This window comes from Pseudomonas sp. efr-133-TYG-5 (assembly GCF_030209175.1).
Lineage (GTDB): Bacteria > Pseudomonadota > Gammaproteobacteria > Pseudomonadales > Pseudomonadaceae > Aquipseudomonas.
The window spans coordinates 153,237-171,186 of the sequence record NZ_JARVSM010000008.1; the positions used below are offsets into that span (position 1 = coordinate 153,237).

General features: G+C 61.6%; 15 protein-coding genes. 10 read left to right on the plus strand and 5 right to left on the minus strand.

Annotated elements, in window-relative coordinates; translation table 11 throughout:
* Nucleotides 1-74: 74 nt before the first annotated feature.
* A complete protein-coding gene (gene metG, locus QRN70_RS24650) occupies nt 75-2,126 on the minus strand; it encodes a methionine--tRNA ligase (RefSeq protein ID WP_285420483.1) in 2,052 nt (683 codons plus the stop codon).
* A 222-nt stretch (nt 2,127-2,348) separates the two neighbouring features.
* On the opposite strand from metG, the gene apbC reads away from it, so the two are divergent.
* Complete coding sequence (gene apbC, locus QRN70_RS24655; protein WP_285420484.1) at nt 2,349-3,443, plus strand: iron-sulfur cluster carrier protein ApbC; 1,095 nt, start codon at nt 2,349-2,351, stop codon at nt 3,441-3,443.
* A gap of 134 nt (nt 3,444-3,577) precedes the next feature.
* Here apbC and QRN70_RS24660 read toward each other — a convergent pair whose 3' ends face one another.
* A complete protein-coding gene (locus QRN70_RS24660; protein WP_053123391.1) occupies nt 3,578-4,336 on the minus strand; it encodes an SDR family oxidoreductase in 759 nt (252 codons plus the stop codon).
* A gap of 165 nt (nt 4,337-4,501) precedes the next feature.
* Between QRN70_RS24660 and QRN70_RS24665 the strand changes: the two genes are divergently transcribed.
* The 4 genes from QRN70_RS24665 to groL all read left to right on the plus strand — a co-directional run bounded on the left by QRN70_RS24665 (nt 4,502) and on the right by groL (nt 8,015).
* Nucleotides 4,502-5,233, plus strand: coding sequence for a HugZ family pyridoxamine 5'-phosphate oxidase (locus tag QRN70_RS24665; protein ID WP_285420485.1), 732 nt, complete (start codon nt 4,502-4,504; stop codon nt 5,231-5,233).
* 65 nt (nt 5,234-5,298) lie between these two features.
* Entirely contained in the window at nt 5,299-5,775 is a 477-nt protein-coding gene (locus QRN70_RS24670; RefSeq protein ID WP_285420486.1) for an FxsA family protein, read from the plus strand.
* Between the two features lie 248 nt (nt 5,776-6,023).
* Entirely contained in the window at nt 6,024-6,317 is a 294-nt protein-coding gene (locus tag QRN70_RS24675; protein ID WP_007916610.1) for a co-chaperone GroES, read from the plus strand.
* Nucleotides 6,318-6,368: 51 nt separating this feature from the next.
* Nucleotides 6,369-8,015, plus strand: coding sequence for a chaperonin GroEL (gene groL / locus QRN70_RS24680; protein ID WP_285420487.1), 1,647 nt, complete (start codon nt 6,369-6,371; stop codon nt 8,013-8,015).
* Nucleotides 8,016-8,153: 138 nt separating this feature from the next.
* On the opposite strand, the gene QRN70_RS24685 is transcribed toward groL, so the two are convergent.
* Nucleotides 8,154-8,897: a phosphatase PAP2 family protein gene (locus QRN70_RS24685; RefSeq protein ID WP_285420488.1), complete on the minus strand. Its 744-nt coding sequence runs from the start codon at nt 8,895-8,897 to the stop codon at nt 8,154-8,156.
* A gap of 52 nt (nt 8,898-8,949) precedes the next feature.
* A complete protein-coding gene (locus QRN70_RS24690; RefSeq protein ID WP_285420489.1) occupies nt 8,950-10,899 on the minus strand; it encodes an LTA synthase family protein in 1,950 nt (649 codons plus the stop codon).
* 201 nt (nt 10,900-11,100) lie between these two features.
* Here QRN70_RS24690 and colR point away from each other — a divergent pair, with 201 nt between their 5' ends.
* The 5 genes from colR to QRN70_RS24715 all read left to right on the plus strand — a co-directional run bounded on the left by colR (nt 11,101) and on the right by QRN70_RS24715 (nt 14,829).
* Complete coding sequence (colR, locus tag QRN70_RS24695; protein ID WP_285420490.1) at nt 11,101-11,784, plus strand: two-component system response regulator ColR; 684 nt, start codon at nt 11,101-11,103, stop codon at nt 11,782-11,784.
* On the plus strand, nt 11,774-13,063 hold the full coding sequence (locus QRN70_RS24700) for a sensor histidine kinase (protein ID WP_285420491.1): 1,290 nt from the start codon (nt 11,774-11,776) through the stop codon (nt 13,061-13,063). The genes colR and QRN70_RS24700 overlap by 11 nt, the downstream gene beginning before the upstream one ends.
* A 146-nt stretch (nt 13,064-13,209) precedes the next feature.
* On the plus strand, nt 13,210-13,878 hold the full coding sequence (locus QRN70_RS24705; protein ID WP_285420492.1) for a class I SAM-dependent methyltransferase: 669 nt from the start codon (nt 13,210-13,212) through the stop codon (nt 13,876-13,878).
* Between the two features lie 4 nt (nt 13,879-13,882).
* A complete protein-coding gene (locus QRN70_RS24710) occupies nt 13,883-14,596 on the plus strand; it encodes a lipopolysaccharide kinase InaA family protein (RefSeq protein WP_285420493.1) in 714 nt (237 codons plus the stop codon).
* A 2-nt stretch (nt 14,597-14,598) separates the two neighbouring features.
* Entirely contained in the window at nt 14,599-14,829 is a 231-nt protein-coding gene (locus tag QRN70_RS24715; RefSeq protein ID WP_285420494.1) for a hypothetical protein, read from the plus strand.
* A gap of 77 nt (nt 14,830-14,906) precedes the next feature.
* Here QRN70_RS24715 and QRN70_RS24720 read toward each other — a convergent pair whose 3' ends face one another.
* Nucleotides 14,907-17,942 (minus strand): multidrug efflux RND transporter permease subunit, encoded by a 3,036-nt coding sequence (locus QRN70_RS24720; RefSeq protein WP_285420495.1) that lies wholly within the window; start codon nt 17,940-17,942, stop codon nt 14,907-14,909.
* Nucleotides 17,943-17,950 lie beyond the last annotated feature (8 nt).

Genomic DNA, 17,950 nt, shown 5'->3' on the forward strand with positions numbered 1-17,950 from the left:
CGGAGGGCCGGCCAGATATGAAAAATCCCACAGGCGCACGGGGCACGCCTGTGGGATCGGTCTGGCGCGGCAACTTACTTGATGCGCTGACCCGGCTTGGCGCCGCTGTCCGGGCTCAGCAGGTAGATTTCTTCACCGCCAGGGCCGGCCGCCATCACCATGCCCTCGGAGATGCCGAACTTCATTTTCCGTGGCTTGAGGTTGGCGATCATCATGGTCAGGCGCCCGTCGAGTTTCGACGGGTCCGGGTAAGCGCTCTTGATCCCGGAGAACACGTTGCGTTGCTCGTCACCGATGTCCAGGGTCAGGCGCAGCAGCTTGTCGGCACCTTCCACATGTTCAGCCTTGACGATCAAAGCTACGCGCAGGTCGACGGCGGCAAAGGTGTCGAAGTCGATTTCCGGCGACAGCGGATCCTTGGCCAGTTCGCCGTTGCCGGCCGGCGCAGCAGCACCGGTGTCGGTCTGGCTGGCGGTGAGGTCTTCTTTCGAGGCGTCGGTCATGGCCTGGACTTTTACCGGGTCGATGCGCGTCATCAACGGCTTGAACTCGTTGAGCTGATGATTGGCCAGCAGCGTGGTGTGGTCGTTCCAGGTCAGCGGAGCGACGTTGAGGAACGCTTCGGCGTCGGCGGCCAGCAGTGGCAGCACCGGCTTGAGGAAGATCACCAGCTGGCGGAACAGGTTGATGCCGGTGGCGCAGATCGCCTGGACTTCATCCTGCTTGCCTTCCTGCTTGTTCAGCGACCACGGCGCCTTGTCGGCGATCCAGGCGTTGGCGCGGTCGGCCAGGGCCATGGTTTCACGCATGGCGCGAGCGAAGTCGCGGGCTTCATAGGCGTCGGCGATGCTCGGTGCGGCGGCGAGGAACGCTTCGGTCAGCTCCGGCGCGGCGTTGTTGTCGACCAGCAGGCCGGCGTTGCCCTTGTGGATGAAACCGGCGCAACGGCTGGCGATGTTGACCACTTTGCCGACCAGGTCGGAGTTGACCTTCTGCACGAAGTCTTCGAGGTTCAGGTCGAGGTCGTCGACGCCACGCCCCAGTTTGGCCGCGTAGTAGTAGCGCAGGTATTCCGGCGACAGATGATCGAGGTAGGTCCGCGCCTTGATGAACGTGCCGCGCGACTTGGACATCTTCTGGCCGTTGACGGTCAGGTAGCCGTGCACGTTGATCCCGGTCGGTTTGCGGAAACCGGCGCCTTCGAGCATGGCGGGCCAGAACAGGGCGTGGAAGTTGACGATGTCCTTGCCGATGAAGTGGTACAGCTCGGCGGTGGAGCCCTTGCCCCAGAACGCGTCGAAGTCCAGCTCCGGCGTGCGGTTGCAGAGGTTCTTGAAGCTGGCCATGTAGCCGATCGGCGCATCCAGCCAGACGTAGAAGTACTTGCCCGGCTCGCCCGGGATCTCGAAGCCGAAGTACGGCGCATCGCGGGAGATGTCCCACTGCTGCAGGCCGGCATCCAGCCATTCGGCGATCTTGTTGGCGACGGCGTCCTGCAGGGTGCCGCTGCGGGTCCAGGCTTGCAGCATTTCCTGGAAGTCCGGCAGCTTGAAGAAGAAGTGCTGGGAGTCCTTGAGCACCGGAGTGGCGCCGGAGATCGCCGACTTCGGATCCTTCAGGTCAGTTGGCGCGTAGGTCGCACCGCATTTTTCGCAGTTGTCGCCGTACTGGTCTTCGGTGCCGCATTTCGGGCAGGTGCCCTTGATGAAGCGGTCGGCCAGGAACATTTTCTTTTCCGGGTCGAAGTACTGGGTGATCGAGCGCTGGGCGATGTGCCCGGCGTCACGCAGCTTCAGGTAGATCTGGCTCGACAGCTCACGGTTTTCTTCGGCGTGAGTGGAGTGGAAATTGTCGAAGTCGACCAGGAAGTCGGCAAAGTCGGCGCTGTGTTCGGCCTGGACGTTGGCGATCAGTTGTTCCGGGGTGATGCCTTCCTTTTCCGCGCGCAGCATGATCGCCGAACCGTGGGCGTCGTCGGCGCAGACATAGATGCATTGATTGCCGCGATGCTTCTGGAAGCGCACCCACATATCGGTCTGGATGTACTCCAGCATGTGGCCAAGGTGGATCGAACCGTTGGCGTAGGGCAGGGCGCTGGTGACGAGGATCTTGCGTGGCTCGGACATGGGGCTTCGCTACTTGATGAAACGGAGGTCGGCCACTATAAAGCGCCGGCGCATATTTTTCACCCCGTGCGCCTGTTTCATTGGCTGAGCAGACAGAAAAGATCGCCGCCTTCGGTCGCGCCTGCACGAGATCGGCATCCATCTGCAGGCGCTGCCGAAGGCGACGATCTTTTCAGGTACGATAGCCGCCATCTATTCCCAGTCTTGATATCGGAGTTGCCCATGAGTGCCGTCACTCGCGCAGCGGTGGAAGCCGTCCTCAGCCAATACACCGACCCTTACCTGAACCAGGACCCGGTCAGCGCCGGTTGCGTGAAGCACATCGAGATCGCTGGCGACCGCGTCAAGGTTCAGCTGGAAATCGGCTACGCCGCCGGTCTGTTCAAGAGCGGCTGGGCGCAGATGCTCCAGCTGGCCATCGAGAACCTCGACGGCGTGGCATCGGCGCAAGTCGAGGTCAGCAGCGTGATCGTCGCGCACAAGGCGCAGGCACAGATCCCCGGCCTGGCCAACGTCAAGAACGTGGTCGCCGTGGCTTCCGGCAAGGGCGGCGTGGGCAAGTCGACCACCGCCGCCAACCTCGCGCTGGCGCTGGCCCGCGAAGGTGCCAAGGTGGGCATTCTCGATGCCGACATCTATGGTCCGAGCCAGGGCATCATGTTCGGCATTGCCGAGGGTACCCGCCCGCAGATCAAGGACCAGAAGTGGTTCGTGCCGCTGCAGGCCCACGGTGTCGAAGTCATGTCGATGGCGTTCCTGACCGACGACAACACGCCGATGGTCTGGCGCGGGCCGATGGTCTCTGGCGCGTTGCTGCAACTGGTCACGCAAACCGCCTGGGGCGACCTCGATTACCTGGTGATCGACATGCCGCCAGGCACCGGCGATATCCAGCTGACCCTGGCGCAGAAAGTCCCGGTGGCCGGTGCGGTGATCGTCACCACGCCGCAGGATCTGGCACTGCTCGATGCGCGCAAGGGCGTGGAAATGTTCCGCAAGGTCAACATTCCGGTGCTCGGTGTGGTGGAAAACATGGCCGTGCACATCTGCTCGAACTGCGGTCATGCCGAGCATCTGTTCGGTGAAGGCGGCGGCGAGAAGCTGGCGAGCCAGTACGGCGTCGAACTGCTGGCCTCGCTGCCGCTGTCGATGCTGATCCGCGAGCAGGCCGATGGTGGCAAGCCGACGGTGATCGCCGAGCCGGACAGCCAGATCGCCATGGTCTACCAGGAGCTGGCCCGTCACGTCGGGGCGCGGATCGTGTTGCAGGAAGCGGCGACCCCGGCGATGCCGAACATCACCATCAGTGACGATTGAGGTCTTTCTGTAAGCTCAGGGCAGTACTGTGGGAGCGAGCCTGCTCGCGAATGCGGCGTGTCATTCAGCTGATGAGTTGACTGATCCAGCGCTTTCGCGAGCGGGCTCGCTCCCACATTGTTTTGTGGTGGGGGTCAGATGCGCAGCCCGCCATCCATCTCCAGAATGCGCCCGGTGTAATAGTCGTTCTCGAAGATGTACGCCGCCGAATGGGCGATCTCTTCCGGCTTGCCCATGCGCTTGAGCGGAATCCCCGAAGTCATTTTCTCCAGCGCTTCGGGTTTCATGCCCAGGGTCATCTCGGTTTCGATGAAGCCCGGCGCGATGCCCGCCACACGAATGCCGTAACGCGCCAGTTCCTTGGCCCAGGTCACGGTCGCTGCCGCAACACCGGCCTTGGCGGCGGAGTAGTTGGTCTGGCCGACGTTGCCCGCGCGCGAGATCGAAGAAATATTGATGATCGCGCCGCTGTTTTTCAGCTCGACCATTTTCGCCGCCACTTCACGGGTGCAGAGGAACACGCCGGTGAGGTTGACGTCGATCACCGCCTGCCATTGGGCCAGGCTCATCTTGGTCATCTCGCCATCCTTGACCTTGAGCAGCAGGCCGTCGCGCAGGATCCCGGCGTTGTTGATCAGGCCGTGGATCGCACCGAAGTCAGCGGCCACCTGAGCGACCATGTGCTCGACCTGCTCTTCATTGGCGACGTTGCACAGGTAGCTGCGCGCCTCGACGCCCTTGGCCTTGCAGGCGGCGACGGCGTCATCGAGTTTTTCCTGGTTGAGGTCGACCAGCGCCAGCTTCGCGCCCTTGCCGGCGAAATACTCGGCCATCGAGCGGCCCAGACCCTGGCAACCGCCGGTGATAATGATTACTTTGTCGTTGAGTTGCATTCGCATGTCCCCGAGAGCAGGTCAGAGTGGTGTCCTGTATAGAGAGCCTCTCGATCTGCACCGGCCGTGGCGTGGTTGCACATGAGAATTTCCCGATGGCGTGGCTGGAACTTATCCCAGGCGCCTGTCCGTTTTTTCGACGGATTCTATTTAAGGAGTCATAAATTGAGCGTTGAAGCGGCCAAGAATGCCCGAGAATTGCTTCTCAAGGAATACCGTGGCGTGTTGTCGACCCACTCCAAGGCGATGCCCGGTTTCCCGTTCGGCTCGGTGGTTCCGTATTGCTTGGATGACCAGGGCCGGCCGCTGATCCTGATCAGCCGTATCGCCCAGCACACCCACAACCTGCAAAAGGACCCCAGATGCTCGCTGCTGGTGGGGGAGCGCGATGCCGACGACGTGCAGGCCGTTGGTCGCCTGACCTATCTGGCAGAGGCGGAACAGCTCGCAGATACCGCTGCCATTGACGCGGCAGCCGAGCGTTACTATCGCTATTTCCCCGACTCGCAGAACTACCACAAGGCCCACGATTTCGATTTCTGGGTGCTCAAACCGGTCCGTCACCGCTACATCGGCGGCTTTGGTGCGATCCACTGGGTCGAGCACCTGACCCTGGCCAATCCGTTCGCCGGCAAGGCCGAGATCAGCATGGTCGAGCACATGAACAGCGATCATGCCAAGGCCATCGCCCATTACGTCGCGCTTGCCGGGTTGCCGAGCAGCGTGCCGGCGCAACTGGCCGGCATCGACAGCGAAGGCCTGCACCTGCGCATTGGCCAGGCGCTGTACTGGCTGCCGTTCCAAGCGCCTTGTAATACGCCGACACAAGTGCGCGAAGCCTTGGTTTCTCTGGCTCACGCCCAGGTCTGGCCAAAAAATGCAGTGGCCGATGCTTGAATTCACGAAAGGGCGACGTCATCTAAGGCTTACTGCAAGGCATTTCTTGCGTTGAGGAAACTTTGATGCGCCCTTATTTGTTGCTCTTTCTGCTGTTTCCGGTGCTGGAGCTGTTCGTATTCGTCAAGGTGGCAGGGGCTATCGGGTTTTTCCCGGCCCTGCTGCTGATCATTCTCGGCTCGATGTTCGGCGTATTCGTGCTGCGCGTCGCCGGTCTGGCCACCGCGCTGCGGGCTCGGGAAAGCCTGAACCGGGGCGAACTGCCTGCCCAGACCATGCTCGAAGGCCTGATGCTGGCCCTGGCCGGTGGTCTGCTGATCCTGCCGGGTTTCATCAGCGACGTGGTCGGCCTGGTGATGCTGCTGCCGGTCAGCCGGCGCTTGCTGGCCAATAAAATGCGCCAGCGGGCCGAGGAACAGGCCATGCGCCAGCGCGCTTTTGCCGACGATCTGCAACCGCGCGGCGGCCCGGCACCGCGCGAGCCCCTGGGCCGCGAGCCGACGGTGATCGAAGGCGAGTTCGAACACCGCGACAACAAGTGACAGCTTTATCGACACGGCACCTTCGGGTGCCGTGATCGTTTGTGCGCAACACCGATGAAAAAATTTCTGTCGGTGCCCTTGTAATAACCTTGTGCGCCCTTATGTATCGGTCACCGAAAGGTTTCTGGCTTTCAAGCCAGTCAGACTTCCGCGTCTCGCTCGCCGAGGCGCAACCGGCGAAGGCCGGATTTGTTAAACCCGCCGGGACTACACCGGCCGATGAAAACCACAATTAGGAGAGATCGACAATGAAGCTTCGTCCTCTGCATGACCGCGTCGTTATCCGTCGCAGCGAAGAAGAAAAGAAAACCGCTGGCGGTATCGTCCTGCCAGGTTCGGCTGCTGAAAAAGCCAACCACGGTGTGATTCTGGCTGTAGGCCCGGGCAAAGCTCTGGAAAACGGTGAAGTGCGTGCACTGTCCGTGAAGGAAGGCGACAAGGTTGTGTTCGGTCCTTACTCCGGCAGCAACACTGTGAAAGTCGACGGCGAAGACCTGCTGGTAATGAGCGAGAACGAAATCCTCGCTGTTATCGAAGGCTGATAAACCCCGTTCATTTTCCCGCTACTACAAAGTATTTAAGGAATATCGATCATGGCTGCTAAAGAAGTTAAGTTCGGCGATGCCGCCCGCTCCAAGATGCTCAAAGGCGTCAACGTCCTGGCTGACGCGGTAAAAGCGACCCTGGGCCCGAAAGGCCGTAACGTGATTCTCGAGAAGAGCTTCGGCGCTCCGACCATCACCAAGGACGGCGTTTCCGTCGCCAAGGAAATCGAACTCGAAGATCGCTTCGAAAACATGGGCGCGCAGCTGGTCAAAGACGTTGCCTCCCGTGCCAACGATGACGCCGGTGACGGTACCACCACCGCTACCGTTCTGGCTCAGTCGATCGTCAACGAAGGCCTGAAGGCCGTCGCTGCCGGCATGAACCCGATGGACCTCAAGCGCGGTATCGACAAGGCGACCATCGCCATCGTCAAAGAGCTCAAAGCCCTGTCCAAGCCATGCGCTGACACCAAGGCCATCGCTCAGGTCGGCACCATCTCCGCCAACTCCGACAACTCCATCGGCGACATCATTGCCGAAGCCATGGAAAAAGTCGGTAAAGAAGGCGTGATCACCGTTGAAGAAGGCTCGGGCCTGGAAAACGAACTGTCGGTTGTAGAAGGCATGCAGTTCGACCGCGGCTACCTGTCGCCGTACTTCGTCAACAAGCCAGACACCATGGTTGCCGAGCTCGACGGCCCGCTGATCCTGCTGGTCGACAAAAAGATCTCGAACATCCGCGAAATGCTGCCAGTGCTGGAAGCCGTTGCCAAAGCCGGCCGCCCACTGCTGATCGTGGCCGAAGACGTTGAAGGCGAAGCCCTGGCGACTCTGGTTGTGAACAACATGCGTGGCATCGTCAAAGTCGCCGCCGTCAAGGCGCCAGGCTTCGGCGACCGTCGCAAGGCCATGCTGCAGGACATCGCCGTTCTGACCGGCGGTACCGTGATCTCCGAAGAGATCGGCCTGAGCCTGGAAAGCACCACCCTGGAGCACCTGGGTAACGCCAAGCGCGTCACCCTGTCCAAGGAAAACACCATCATCGTTGACGGTGCTGGCGCGCAGGGCGAAATCGAAGCACGTATCGCGCAGATCCGTGCCCAGGTTGCCGAAACCTCCTCGGACTACGACCGTGAAAAACTGCAAGAGCGTCTGGCCAAGCTGTCCGGCGGCGTTGCAGTGATCAAGGTTGGCGCTGGTTCCGAAGTTGAAATGAAAGAGAAGAAGGCCCGCGTTGAAGACGCCCTGCACGCTACCCGTGCAGCCGTTGAAGAAGGCGTTGTACCTGGCGGTGGCGTTGCGCTGATCCGCGCTCTGGAAGCCCTGACCGAACTGACCGGCGACAACGCTGACCAGAACGTCGGTATCGCTGTGCTGCGTCGCGCTGTTGAAGCGCCGCTGCGTCAGATCGCTGCCAACTCCGGTGACGAGCCAAGCGTAGTCGTCAACGAAGTGAAGAACGGCAAAGGTAACTTCGGTTACAACGCTGCTTCCGGCGAATACGGCGACATGATCGAAATGGGCATCCTGGACCCAACCAAGGTTACCCGTTCGGCCCTGCAAGCCGCAGCGTCCATCGGCGGTCTGATCCTGACCACCGAAGCAGCTGTTGCCGATGCACCGAAGAAAGAAGGTGCAGCTGGCGGCGGCATGCCAGACATGGGCGGCATGGGTGGCATGGGCGGCATGATGTAAGCCAGCCTTACCCCCGCTACGAAAAAACCCCGCCTGCGCAAGCAGGCGGGGTTTTTTATTGCCCTTCAGACCTCAAGTCCAGGGAACGAGGCCGCTGCCAGCGCTTGCCGGGCCGCCTCTGGCGCAGCGGTGCTTCAGTCAGGCGCTGACCGCTTGCGAGTTATCCAGCGCCTCGACTTTCAACGCTGGCCGGTACAGAACGTAGTAATACGACCCCAGGCAGATCAGCCAGCAGAAAATCGCCGTCCACACGTTGTGCGAAAAGAAATGCGCGCCCTGCATCATCCGGCTGATGGAAAACACCGAGCCGAGGGCAAAGGCAAAGATGAACGCTTGCCGGGCCAGGCGTGGGCGGCGGTCACGCAGGACGAAGAACAACGCGAACAGGGTGAAACCGGTCGCCGCATGGCCGCCGGGCCAGCACCGGCCGGGCTTGTCGGTGGGCGGGCGGTGATCGAGCAGCTTGCTGTAGGTTTCATGCCCGCCGAACTGCTCCAGGCTCCACGGGCATTGCACCGCGGTCACCGCTTTCATCGGCGTCACGAACGAGGTGGCCAGGCCCAGCGACAACACCAGGCAGCCCAGTTCGCGCCTGAACGGTTTCAGCCGTTCGAGGCCGAAGGCGGCCAGGAAGCCGATCACCGAAAACACCGAAAACGCGATCACCACTTCTTTGGCGCGGTCGTGCAGGATGTTTTCCAGGAAATAACTGTGACGGCCGATGAAGTCGCCAGCGGCCGGGTCGTAAAATAGCTGGGCCAGATCCATGTCCAGATCGGTCAGTTCCAGCAGAATCAGGGTGATTGCCGCAACGGCGGGGATGCCCAGGCTCAACCAGAAATTCAGTGGGCGAGGGGCAGGGCGGACTACGCTTGATGACATGACGGATCCTGGACAAAAAAACGCCCCGGTGCATCAGCCCGGGGCGTTTCGATTAACGTTCGCCGACGTGCCCGGCACCCTCCTTGGGTGCTTTCCAGGCAAGCAGCTGTTGCTTGAAGCCATAACTGGCGGATTGGTAATAGGTGATGGCGCGGCTGATCAGCGGGTCGTCGCTGCCGACCCGTGATTCGCGGCTTTCGCTCAGCGCGTCGTCATGCCGGCGCAGGCCCTGGCGCGGGCTGAGGATCGCCAGATCCTTGCCGTCGAACAGCCCCAGGTGCTGATAGTTGCCGACCACCACACGCGGTGGCAGCGGGTTGTCCTGCAGCAGGTTGCGGCCGAAGAAAGTTGACTGGTAATCCAGGTTGAGCAGACCCAGCAGGGTCGGTGCGAGGTCGATCTGGCTGGCCAGTTGGCCGTCCTCGCGGGGTTCGATCAGCTTCGGCGCATAGATGAACAGCGGAATCTGATAGTTGGCGATCGGCAGGTCTTCCTTGCCCGCGCTGCCGGCGGTGTGGTCGGCAACGAAGATGAAGAGGGTGTTGTCGAACCACGGTTTCTGCCGCGCCTGCTCGAGGAACTGGCCGATGGCGTAGTCGGTGTATTTCACCGCGCCGTCACGGCCGTTGCCGGATTTGATGTCGATCCGGTTGTCCGGGTAGGTATAAGGACGGTGATTGGAAGTGGTCATCAGTTGCAGCAGGAACGGCTGACCCTTGGCGAAATCGGCATCGGCGAGTTTCAGGGTCTGCTTGTACAGGTCCTCGTCGGCCATGCCCCAGGCGTTCTTGAAATGGATTTCCGCCTCATCGACGCTGCTCTGGTCGACGACGCGATAGCCGTTGCCGCTGAAGAAGGCGTTCATGTTGTCGAAGTAGCCGCGCCCACCATAGACGAACACGCTGTCGTAACCCACCGCTGCCAGCTGCTGGCCGAGGCTGGCGAAGCCGCTTTCACGGCCGATACGCTTGACGATCGAACGCCCCGGGGTCGGTGGAATGGCCAGGGTGATGGCTTCCAGGCCTCGGTCGGTGCGGGTGCCGGTGGCATAGAAGTTATTGAAGTACAGGCTGTGTTTGCGCAGTACGTCGAGATTCGGCGTCAGGTTGCGATCGTCGCCGTTGCTGCCCATGTACTTGGCGCTGAAGCTTTCGATGGTCACCAGGACGATGTTCGGCTGGCGCGGGGTGCCGGGATTGTCGATCATCCGGCGGATGTCCTGCGGATCCTCGCCGATGAAGCGTGCGTTCGGCTCGTTCAGCTCGGCACGAATCTGCCCGGCGACTTTGGCCGGCGGCAGCGTGGTGTAGAACTGGCTGTAATCCAGCTCGTTGTTGCGGAACGCGGCGAAGAATTGATACGGGCCGTTGCTCGCCAGTTCATTCTGATAGGCGTTGCCGCCCTGCGCGCGTGGCGCGTCCTGGCTGAGCAGTTGCAGGCTCAGGCCCGCGACAATCAACAGCGCCAGGGCATTGACCAGGCGTCGGCGCAGGGGAGGCAGCGCAGCGTCCACTGCCGCGTTGAACGGCTTGCCCAGGGCAACACTGATGGCGATTGCCAACAGGGCCAGAATGCTCAGCAACGTCCCGATCGGGTACGACTCGAGCACGTTGTTCAGGACTTCGTCGGAATACACCAGGTAATCGACGGCAATGAAATTGAAGCGCACGCCGAACTCGTCCCAGAACAGCCATTCGGCGGTCGCGGTGAAGAGCATGGCGAACAGGCTGACGGTGAGCAGTCCGCGCAGGAACCAGCGATGCCCGCGCCGCCGCCACAGGCCCGGCGGGCACAGCAGCAGGTAGAGGCCCAGCGGCAGCGCCGCGTAGGCGAGGAACCCGAGGTCGTAGAGCAGGCCGATGCCGAATACGGAAATGGCAATGCCGCCGGCCTCATCCAGGTGGGTCAGCAGCAGAACGGCGCGCGTCAGGAGAAACACCACCAGCCAGGCGCCGGTGACCAACGATAGAAAGCGCATTGGCGCCGTCTTGAAAAAGTCCATTGTCGACATTCCTTATTCAATGGCGCGGGAGTTTCGCGTTGGCACTGTAGTCAGGTTGTGAATCGATAGTGAAAACTTCGTTAACGATTGAATTTACCTGGGACCATCGCGCCACGCGCCCGGCGACCCTAGCCCTGAGCCGGCGTTGGCCGTAAGCTGCGCGGGCCAAGACGGCCGTTACCGTGTACGGAGGAGGTGCCCATGCGAATTCTATTGGTCGAAGACAACCGCGATATCCTGGCCAATCTGGCTGACTACCTGGGCCTGAAGGGCTACACCGTCGATTGTGCCCAGGACGGACTGTCGGGTTTGCATCTGGCGGCCACCGAGCACTACGACCTGATCGTGCTCGACATCATGCTGCCGGGCATCGACGGCTACACCCTGTGCAAACGCCTGCGCGAGGATGCCCGGCGCGACACGCCGGTGATCATGCTCACCGCCCGCGATCAACTGGACGACCGCTTGCAGGGTTTCAGGGCCGGCGCCGACGATTATCTGGTCAAGCCGTTCGCCCTCTCCGAACTGGCGGCACGCGTCGAAGCGGTGATGCGTCGGACCCAGGGCGGCGGGCGCCGTGCCTTGCAGGTGGGCGACTTGAGTTATGACCTCGATACCCTGGAAGTGACCCGCGAAGGCAAGCTGCTCAAGCTCAACCCGGTCGGCCTCAAGCTGCTGGCGGTGCTGATGCAGAAGAGCCCGCACGTGCTGCGTCGGGAGATTCTCGAAGAAGCGCTGTGGGGCGACGACTGCCCGGACAGCGACAGCCTGCGCAGTCATGTCCACCAACTGCGCCAGGTGATCGACAAACCTTTCGCCAAGCCGCTGCTGCACACCGTGCACGGTGTCGGGTATCGCTTGGCCGAGGGGCGTGATGGAGTTTAAGCAAAGCCTTGCCCAGCGGATCATCATCGCCTTTGCGCTGATGAGCGCGCTGGTGGCCGGGGCCTTCGCCATGGGCATCGTCGCGACGGTGCATCTGGTCGAGGAAAAACTGATTTCGGCCGGGTTGGGCGGCGACTTGCAGCGCCTGTTGCTGATGGACAATGTCTCGGACTGGAGCCATCGGCCGGAGCCGGACCAGCTGTTCTACTTCAGCGGCGGCCCCGGCGATTTCGAGCTGCCCAAGGATTTGCGCCACCTCGACTCGGGCTTCCACGAAGTGTTCCGCGAGCAGCTGTCGTACCACGCGATGGTGGAAATCGTCGACGGCCGGCGCTACGTATTGCTGCAGGACCAGAGCGATTTCGAAGAGCGTGAGCGCGTGCTGTTCGCCGTGGTGCTGGTGGGGTTCGTGCTGAGCTTGGCGCTGGCGGTGTTTCTCGGCTGGGTGCTGGCGCGCAAGGTCATGGCGCCGGTGGTGCGCCTGGCCCGTCAGGTTCGCCATCGCGATCAGTTGCTCGGCCTGGCACCGCCGCTGGCGCCGGATTACGCCGCGGATGAAGTCGGCGAACTGGCGGTGGCGTTCGATGCCACCCTCGGCCGTCTGCGCCAGGCCCTGACTCGCGAGCGTCTGTTTACCAGCGACGTCAGCCACGAGCTGCGCACGCCGTTGATGGTGCTGGCCAGCTCCTGCGAGCTGCTGCTGGAAAACCCCGGCATCGATCAGCGCGGGCGGGCCCAGGTCGAACGGATTGCCCGCGCCAGCGAAGAAATGCGTGAACTGGTGCAGACCTTCCTGATGCTCGCCCGTGCCCAGCGCGAGGACGCCGGGTCGGCGCCGCAGCAGAATCTCGCCCAGGTCGCCGAAGGCCTGCTGTGCCTGTGGCGCGAGCCGATCGAGCGCAAGGGCCTGCAACTGATCTTCGACCCGGGCAATCCGCCGCAGACCCGTTTCAACGCCACCTTGCTCAATGCGGTAATGGGCAACCTGCTGCGCAACGCCTTGCACTACACCGAGCACGGCTTCATTCGCCTGACGCTCAATGACCACGGTTTTGTGGTCGAGGACTCGGGCGTGGGCATTCCCGAAGAAAAACGCGAAGCCATGTTCCAGCCGTTCGTGCGTGGCAATGAGAAGCGCGGTGAGGGCCTGGGGCTGGGCCTGTCACTGGTGCAGCGGATCTGCGAGAACCAGGGCTGGAGCGTCACTTTGAGCACGATGGAGCCCAATGGCTGCCGTTTCGAGGTCGATCTCGGCACGCTTGAAAACAAGCGACAGTGATACGAGATTGTCGCCAACCTGAACAAATCCTGTATAACCTTGAAATAGTTTGCCGGTTTACCCGACGATTTTTTCACAAAGGGATGACCTGACGCTGACACGCCCCTGCCTAAGGTAGGGGCATCAGTCATTCAGGAGCCCAGATGATGGCCGGCCCGATCAAACTCGATTTTTCCGAGAAGTACGACGACAACCATGCGCAGAAATACCTGCGCAAGCATCAGGAAGGTCTGGGACGGCGGTTGTCCAACTGGCGCGACCAGCAACTGGCCCGCAAGGCCCTGACGCTGGTTGGTGAGCCCGGACTGGTGCTGGATCTGCCTTGCGGTGCGGGGCGCTTCTGGCCCTTGCTGGCGGAAAAGCCCAACCGGGTGATCATCGGCGCGGACAATTCCGAATCGATGATCAAGACCGCCATGCAATCCCAGCCGGCCGACGTGGTGAAAAGGGTTCAACCCTTGCACACATCTGCGTTCGACATTGCGTTGCCTGATAACGCTGTCGACAGCATTTTCTGCATGCGGTTGCTCCATCACATCGGGGAAGCCGAGCATCGACGCACGATTCTGCGTGAATTCGAGCGCGTGACCCGCGACAGCGTGATCGTTTCGCTGTGGGTGGACGGCAATTTCAAGGCCTGGAAGCGCAAGCGTGCCGAACAGAAACGCGGGCAGGAAGGCTACCAGAATCGTTTCGTGTTACCGGCAGCTACGGTGGAAAAGGAATTTGAAGCGGCAGGATTCCGCATCCAGGAACAACTGGACTTTATTCCGCTCTATGCGATGTGGCGGGTTTACGTATTAAGAAAGAGGTAAGGGAATGGCAGTGCAACATGCAGCAGAATCGGAAGTCGCTCCCCAGGATCGCTTCGACTACTACTGGAACCAGCGCGGTGAATGGGTAGAAGAGCCCAACGTGCGTCGCGGTGGTGAAAGTGGAGTGCAACGCGTGGTGGGGCGTGATGGCCAGCTGCTGTATGCGAAGCGCCAGACCGGGCATATCTATCGCAGCTGGCTGCATCCGTTCGGGCGTCCGACGGTCCTGCGCGAACTGGATGCGCTGACGGGCGTGAGCCGGCTCGGCGTGCGGGTGCCGCAAATCGTCTTCTGCGGCGCCCAGCCGGATCCACAGTTCAAGTGGCGCGCACTGTTGGTGACCAAGTCACTGGACGGCTTCCAGGAGCTGGAGCACTGGCTGGCCGGTGGCGGTCGCGAGCGGCACGGCGAAGTGGTGTATGAACGTGTGCTCAGGGATCTCGCCGAGAATCTGGCGCGGATGCACAAGGGCCGCTGGCAACACAGCTGCATCTACATCAAGCATGTGTTCGTGCGGGTAACCGGGGAAGGCGAGGCAGCCAATGTCGAAGTGGCCTTGATCGACCTGGAAAAATGCCGTCAGCGCCTGACCGCCTATCGCGCGGCCGCGCATGACATGAAGCAATTGCGTCGCCACTCGTCGTTCAGCGACACCGACTGGAAAAAACTCGTCTACTTTTATGAGACGGCGTTTGGCAGCGCTATCAAAGGTTTATAGCGATGAAACTAGAAATTGCACGAGGTGTGTTCCTGGTAGGAGCCTTGGCAGTTGCATCATTGGCGGTGGCGGCTTGGGAACAGCCCCGCATGCAGGTCCTCGGCGCGGTGAACGGCAATGCCGATCACTGCCCGATGCCACGGGTGGCGAAAGCCACCGTGGCGACACAACCCGATCATGACCTGTTGTTGTTCATGTTCGGGCTTTCTCAAGGGATGAGGCCGCAAAGTTGAACCGATTGAAGCCCAAGTAAAAGGCCTCGCTGATGCGAGGCCTTTTTTTATGCGCGGCATTCGGCGCTGGCTGAGCGTCAACCCGGTTGCTTGCTGTCGGCTTTGGCCAGCAGGGTGTAGACGCACGGCAGGACGAACAGGGTAAACAGCGTGCCGATCGACATCCCTGTGGCAATCACGGTGCCGATGTCGAAGCGGCTGACAGCCCCGGCGCCGGACGCCAGAATCAGTGGCACCATGCCGAACACCATCGCGGCGGTGGTCATCAGCACCGGACGCAAACGTATGGCCGCCGCTTCCTCCACGGCCTCGCGGGCGCTCAGGCCCTTGTCCTTGCGCAACTGGTTGGCGAACTCGACGATCAGGATGCCGTGCTTGCTGATCAGGCCGATCAGCGTCACCAGCCCGACCTGGGTATAGATGTTCATGCTCGACCAGCCGAGGAACAGCGGAATCAGCGCTCCGCAGATCGACAGCGGCACCGTCACCAGGATCACCAACGGGTCGCGGAAGCTCTCGAACTGCGCCGCCAGCACCAGGAAAATGATCGCCAGCGCCAGGGCGAAGGTCACCCACAAGGCGCTGCCTTCCTGGACGTATTGCCGCGAAGCGCCACCGTAGTCGAAGGAGAAACCGGCGGGCGCCTCTTCGCGGGCGATCTGCCGCACGGTCTCGATGGCTTCACCCATGCTCACCAGCGGGAAACCGGAAAGCTTCGCCGCGTTGAGCTGCTGGAACTGGTTGAGCTGGCGCGGTCGCGCCCGATCGGTCACGGTAATCAGGGTCGACAGCGGCAACAGTTCGCCCTGGGTGTTTTTCACGTAGTAGTTGTTCAGCCAGTCCGGATTGTCGCGATAGGCCCGTTCGACCTGGGCGATGACCTTGTAGCTGCGTCCCTCGATGGTGAAGCGATTGATCTCCGCCTCGCCGAGCAGGGTGGCGAGGGTGCCGCCCAGATCCTGCATCGACACACCCATCTGGGCGGCCTTGGCGCGGTCGATGTCGACCACCACTTCCGGTTTGTCGAAGGCCAGGTCGAGGTCGACGAAGGCGAACTTGCCCGACTCCGCCGCACGTTTCTTGATCCGGTCGGCCACTTGCAGCAACAGCTCGTAGTCGTTGGCGGTGTTGATCACGAACTCGAACGGCAAGCCTTCACCGGTGCCGGGCAGGGAGGGCAGGTTGAAACCGAAGATCTGCAGGCCGGGGATGCCTTCGAGTTTGCCCTGCACTTCGGGAAGGATCTGCATCTGCGTGCGGCTGCGTTCGTTCCAGGGCTTGAGCAGGAAACCGCCGATGCCGCTCTGCACGCCGTTGTAGCCATTGATCTGGAATGACGAGTAGTACTCGGGGAACTCCTTGAAGATCTTGATGAACTCGTCGGTGTAGGTGTTCAGGTAATCGAGGTTGGTCGGCTGCGGGGCGTTGGCCATCATGAAAATGATGCCCTGGTCTTCGTCCGGGGCCAGTTCCGACTTGGTGAACTTGAGGAATATCGGGATCAGGCACAGCACGATGATGGCGAACACCACCACCACCGGGCGGGTGTTGAGGGTGCCATGCAGCATGCTCTGGTAGCGCCGCTTGAGGCCGTCGAAGATCCGGTCGAGGCGATGGGCCAGGCCGCTGGGGTTTTCTTCATGGCGCAGCAGCATGGCGCACATCATCGGCGATAGAGTCAGGGCGACGATGCCGGAAATCACCACGGCCCCGGCCAGGGTCAGGGCGAACTCCTTGAACAGCGCGCCGGTCAGCCCGGTGAGGAAACCGATCGGTGCGTACACCGCGGCCAGGGTGATGGTCATCGACACCACCGGCATGGCGATTTCCCGCGCGCCTTCGAGGGCGGCGTCGAGCGGTGTCTTGCCTTCCTCGATATGCCGGTGGATGTTCTCCACCACGACGATGGCGTCGTCCACCACCAGGCCGATGGCCAGCACCATCGCCAGCAGGGTCAGCAGGTTGATCGAGTAGCCCATCATCTGCATGAAGAACATCACGCCGATCATCGACAGCGGAATGGTCACCACCGGAATCACGACCGAACGCAGCGCACCGAGGAACAGGAACACCACCACGATGACGATCAGCACCGCTTCGAACAGGGTCTTCACCACTTCGTCGATGGAGGCCTGGATGAACAGCGTGGCGTCGTAGGCGATTTCGCTCTTGAGGTTGGGCGGCAACTGGGCTTCCAGCTCCGGCATGATCTTGCGCACTTCCCTGATCACGTCCAGCGGGTTGGCCCCGGGCGTGGCCTTGATGCCGATGTACACCGACGGCGTGCCGCCGAACGAGCTGATCGAGTTGTAGTTTTCCGCGCCCATCTCGACCCGCGCGACATCGCTGAGCAGCACGCGGCTGTCGCCATCGACCTTGAGTGGAATCCTGCCGAAGGCTTCGGCGGATTTCAGTTCGGTGTTGGCGTTGATGCTGGTGACCACATATTCGCCTTTCACTTCGCCGGCGGCGGAGAGGAAGTTGTACTGGCGCACCGCGTTGGTCACGTCGCTGGCGCTGAGACCGAAGCCGGCGAGCTTCACCGGATCGAGCCACAGGCGCATGGCGAACACCTGGTTGCCGAGGATCTCGGCCTCGGCCATGCCCGGCAGCGTCGCCAGCTTGGGCTGGATCACCCGCGACAGGTAGTCGGTGATCTGCGGGTTGCTCAGGTCCTTGCTGAAGAAACTGATGTACATCAGTGCCGAGGCATCGGCGGCCTCCTTGCTCAGCACCGGGTCTTCGGCGTCCTGCGGCAGCTTGTTCTTGACTTCGTTGGCCTTGGCCAGCAGTTCGGTGAACAGGCGGTCGCTGTTGGAGCCGATGCGCGCGTAGATCGAGATCACCGAGAAATTCTGGCGACTGACCGAGGTCATGTAGTCGATGCCCTCGGCGCTGGCCAGGCTCTGTTGCATCGGCTGGGTGATGTAGCCCTGGATGGTTTCGGCGTTGGCCCCGGGGTAGGCGGTGGTCACCGTGATCAGGGCGTTTTCCATCTGCGGGTATTGGCGCAGCGGCAATTTGCTCCAGGCCTGGAAGCCCAGCAGCACAATCAGCAGGCTGACCACGGTGGCGAGCACCGGGCGGCGGATGAACGGATCGGTAAAAGCCATGGGGAATT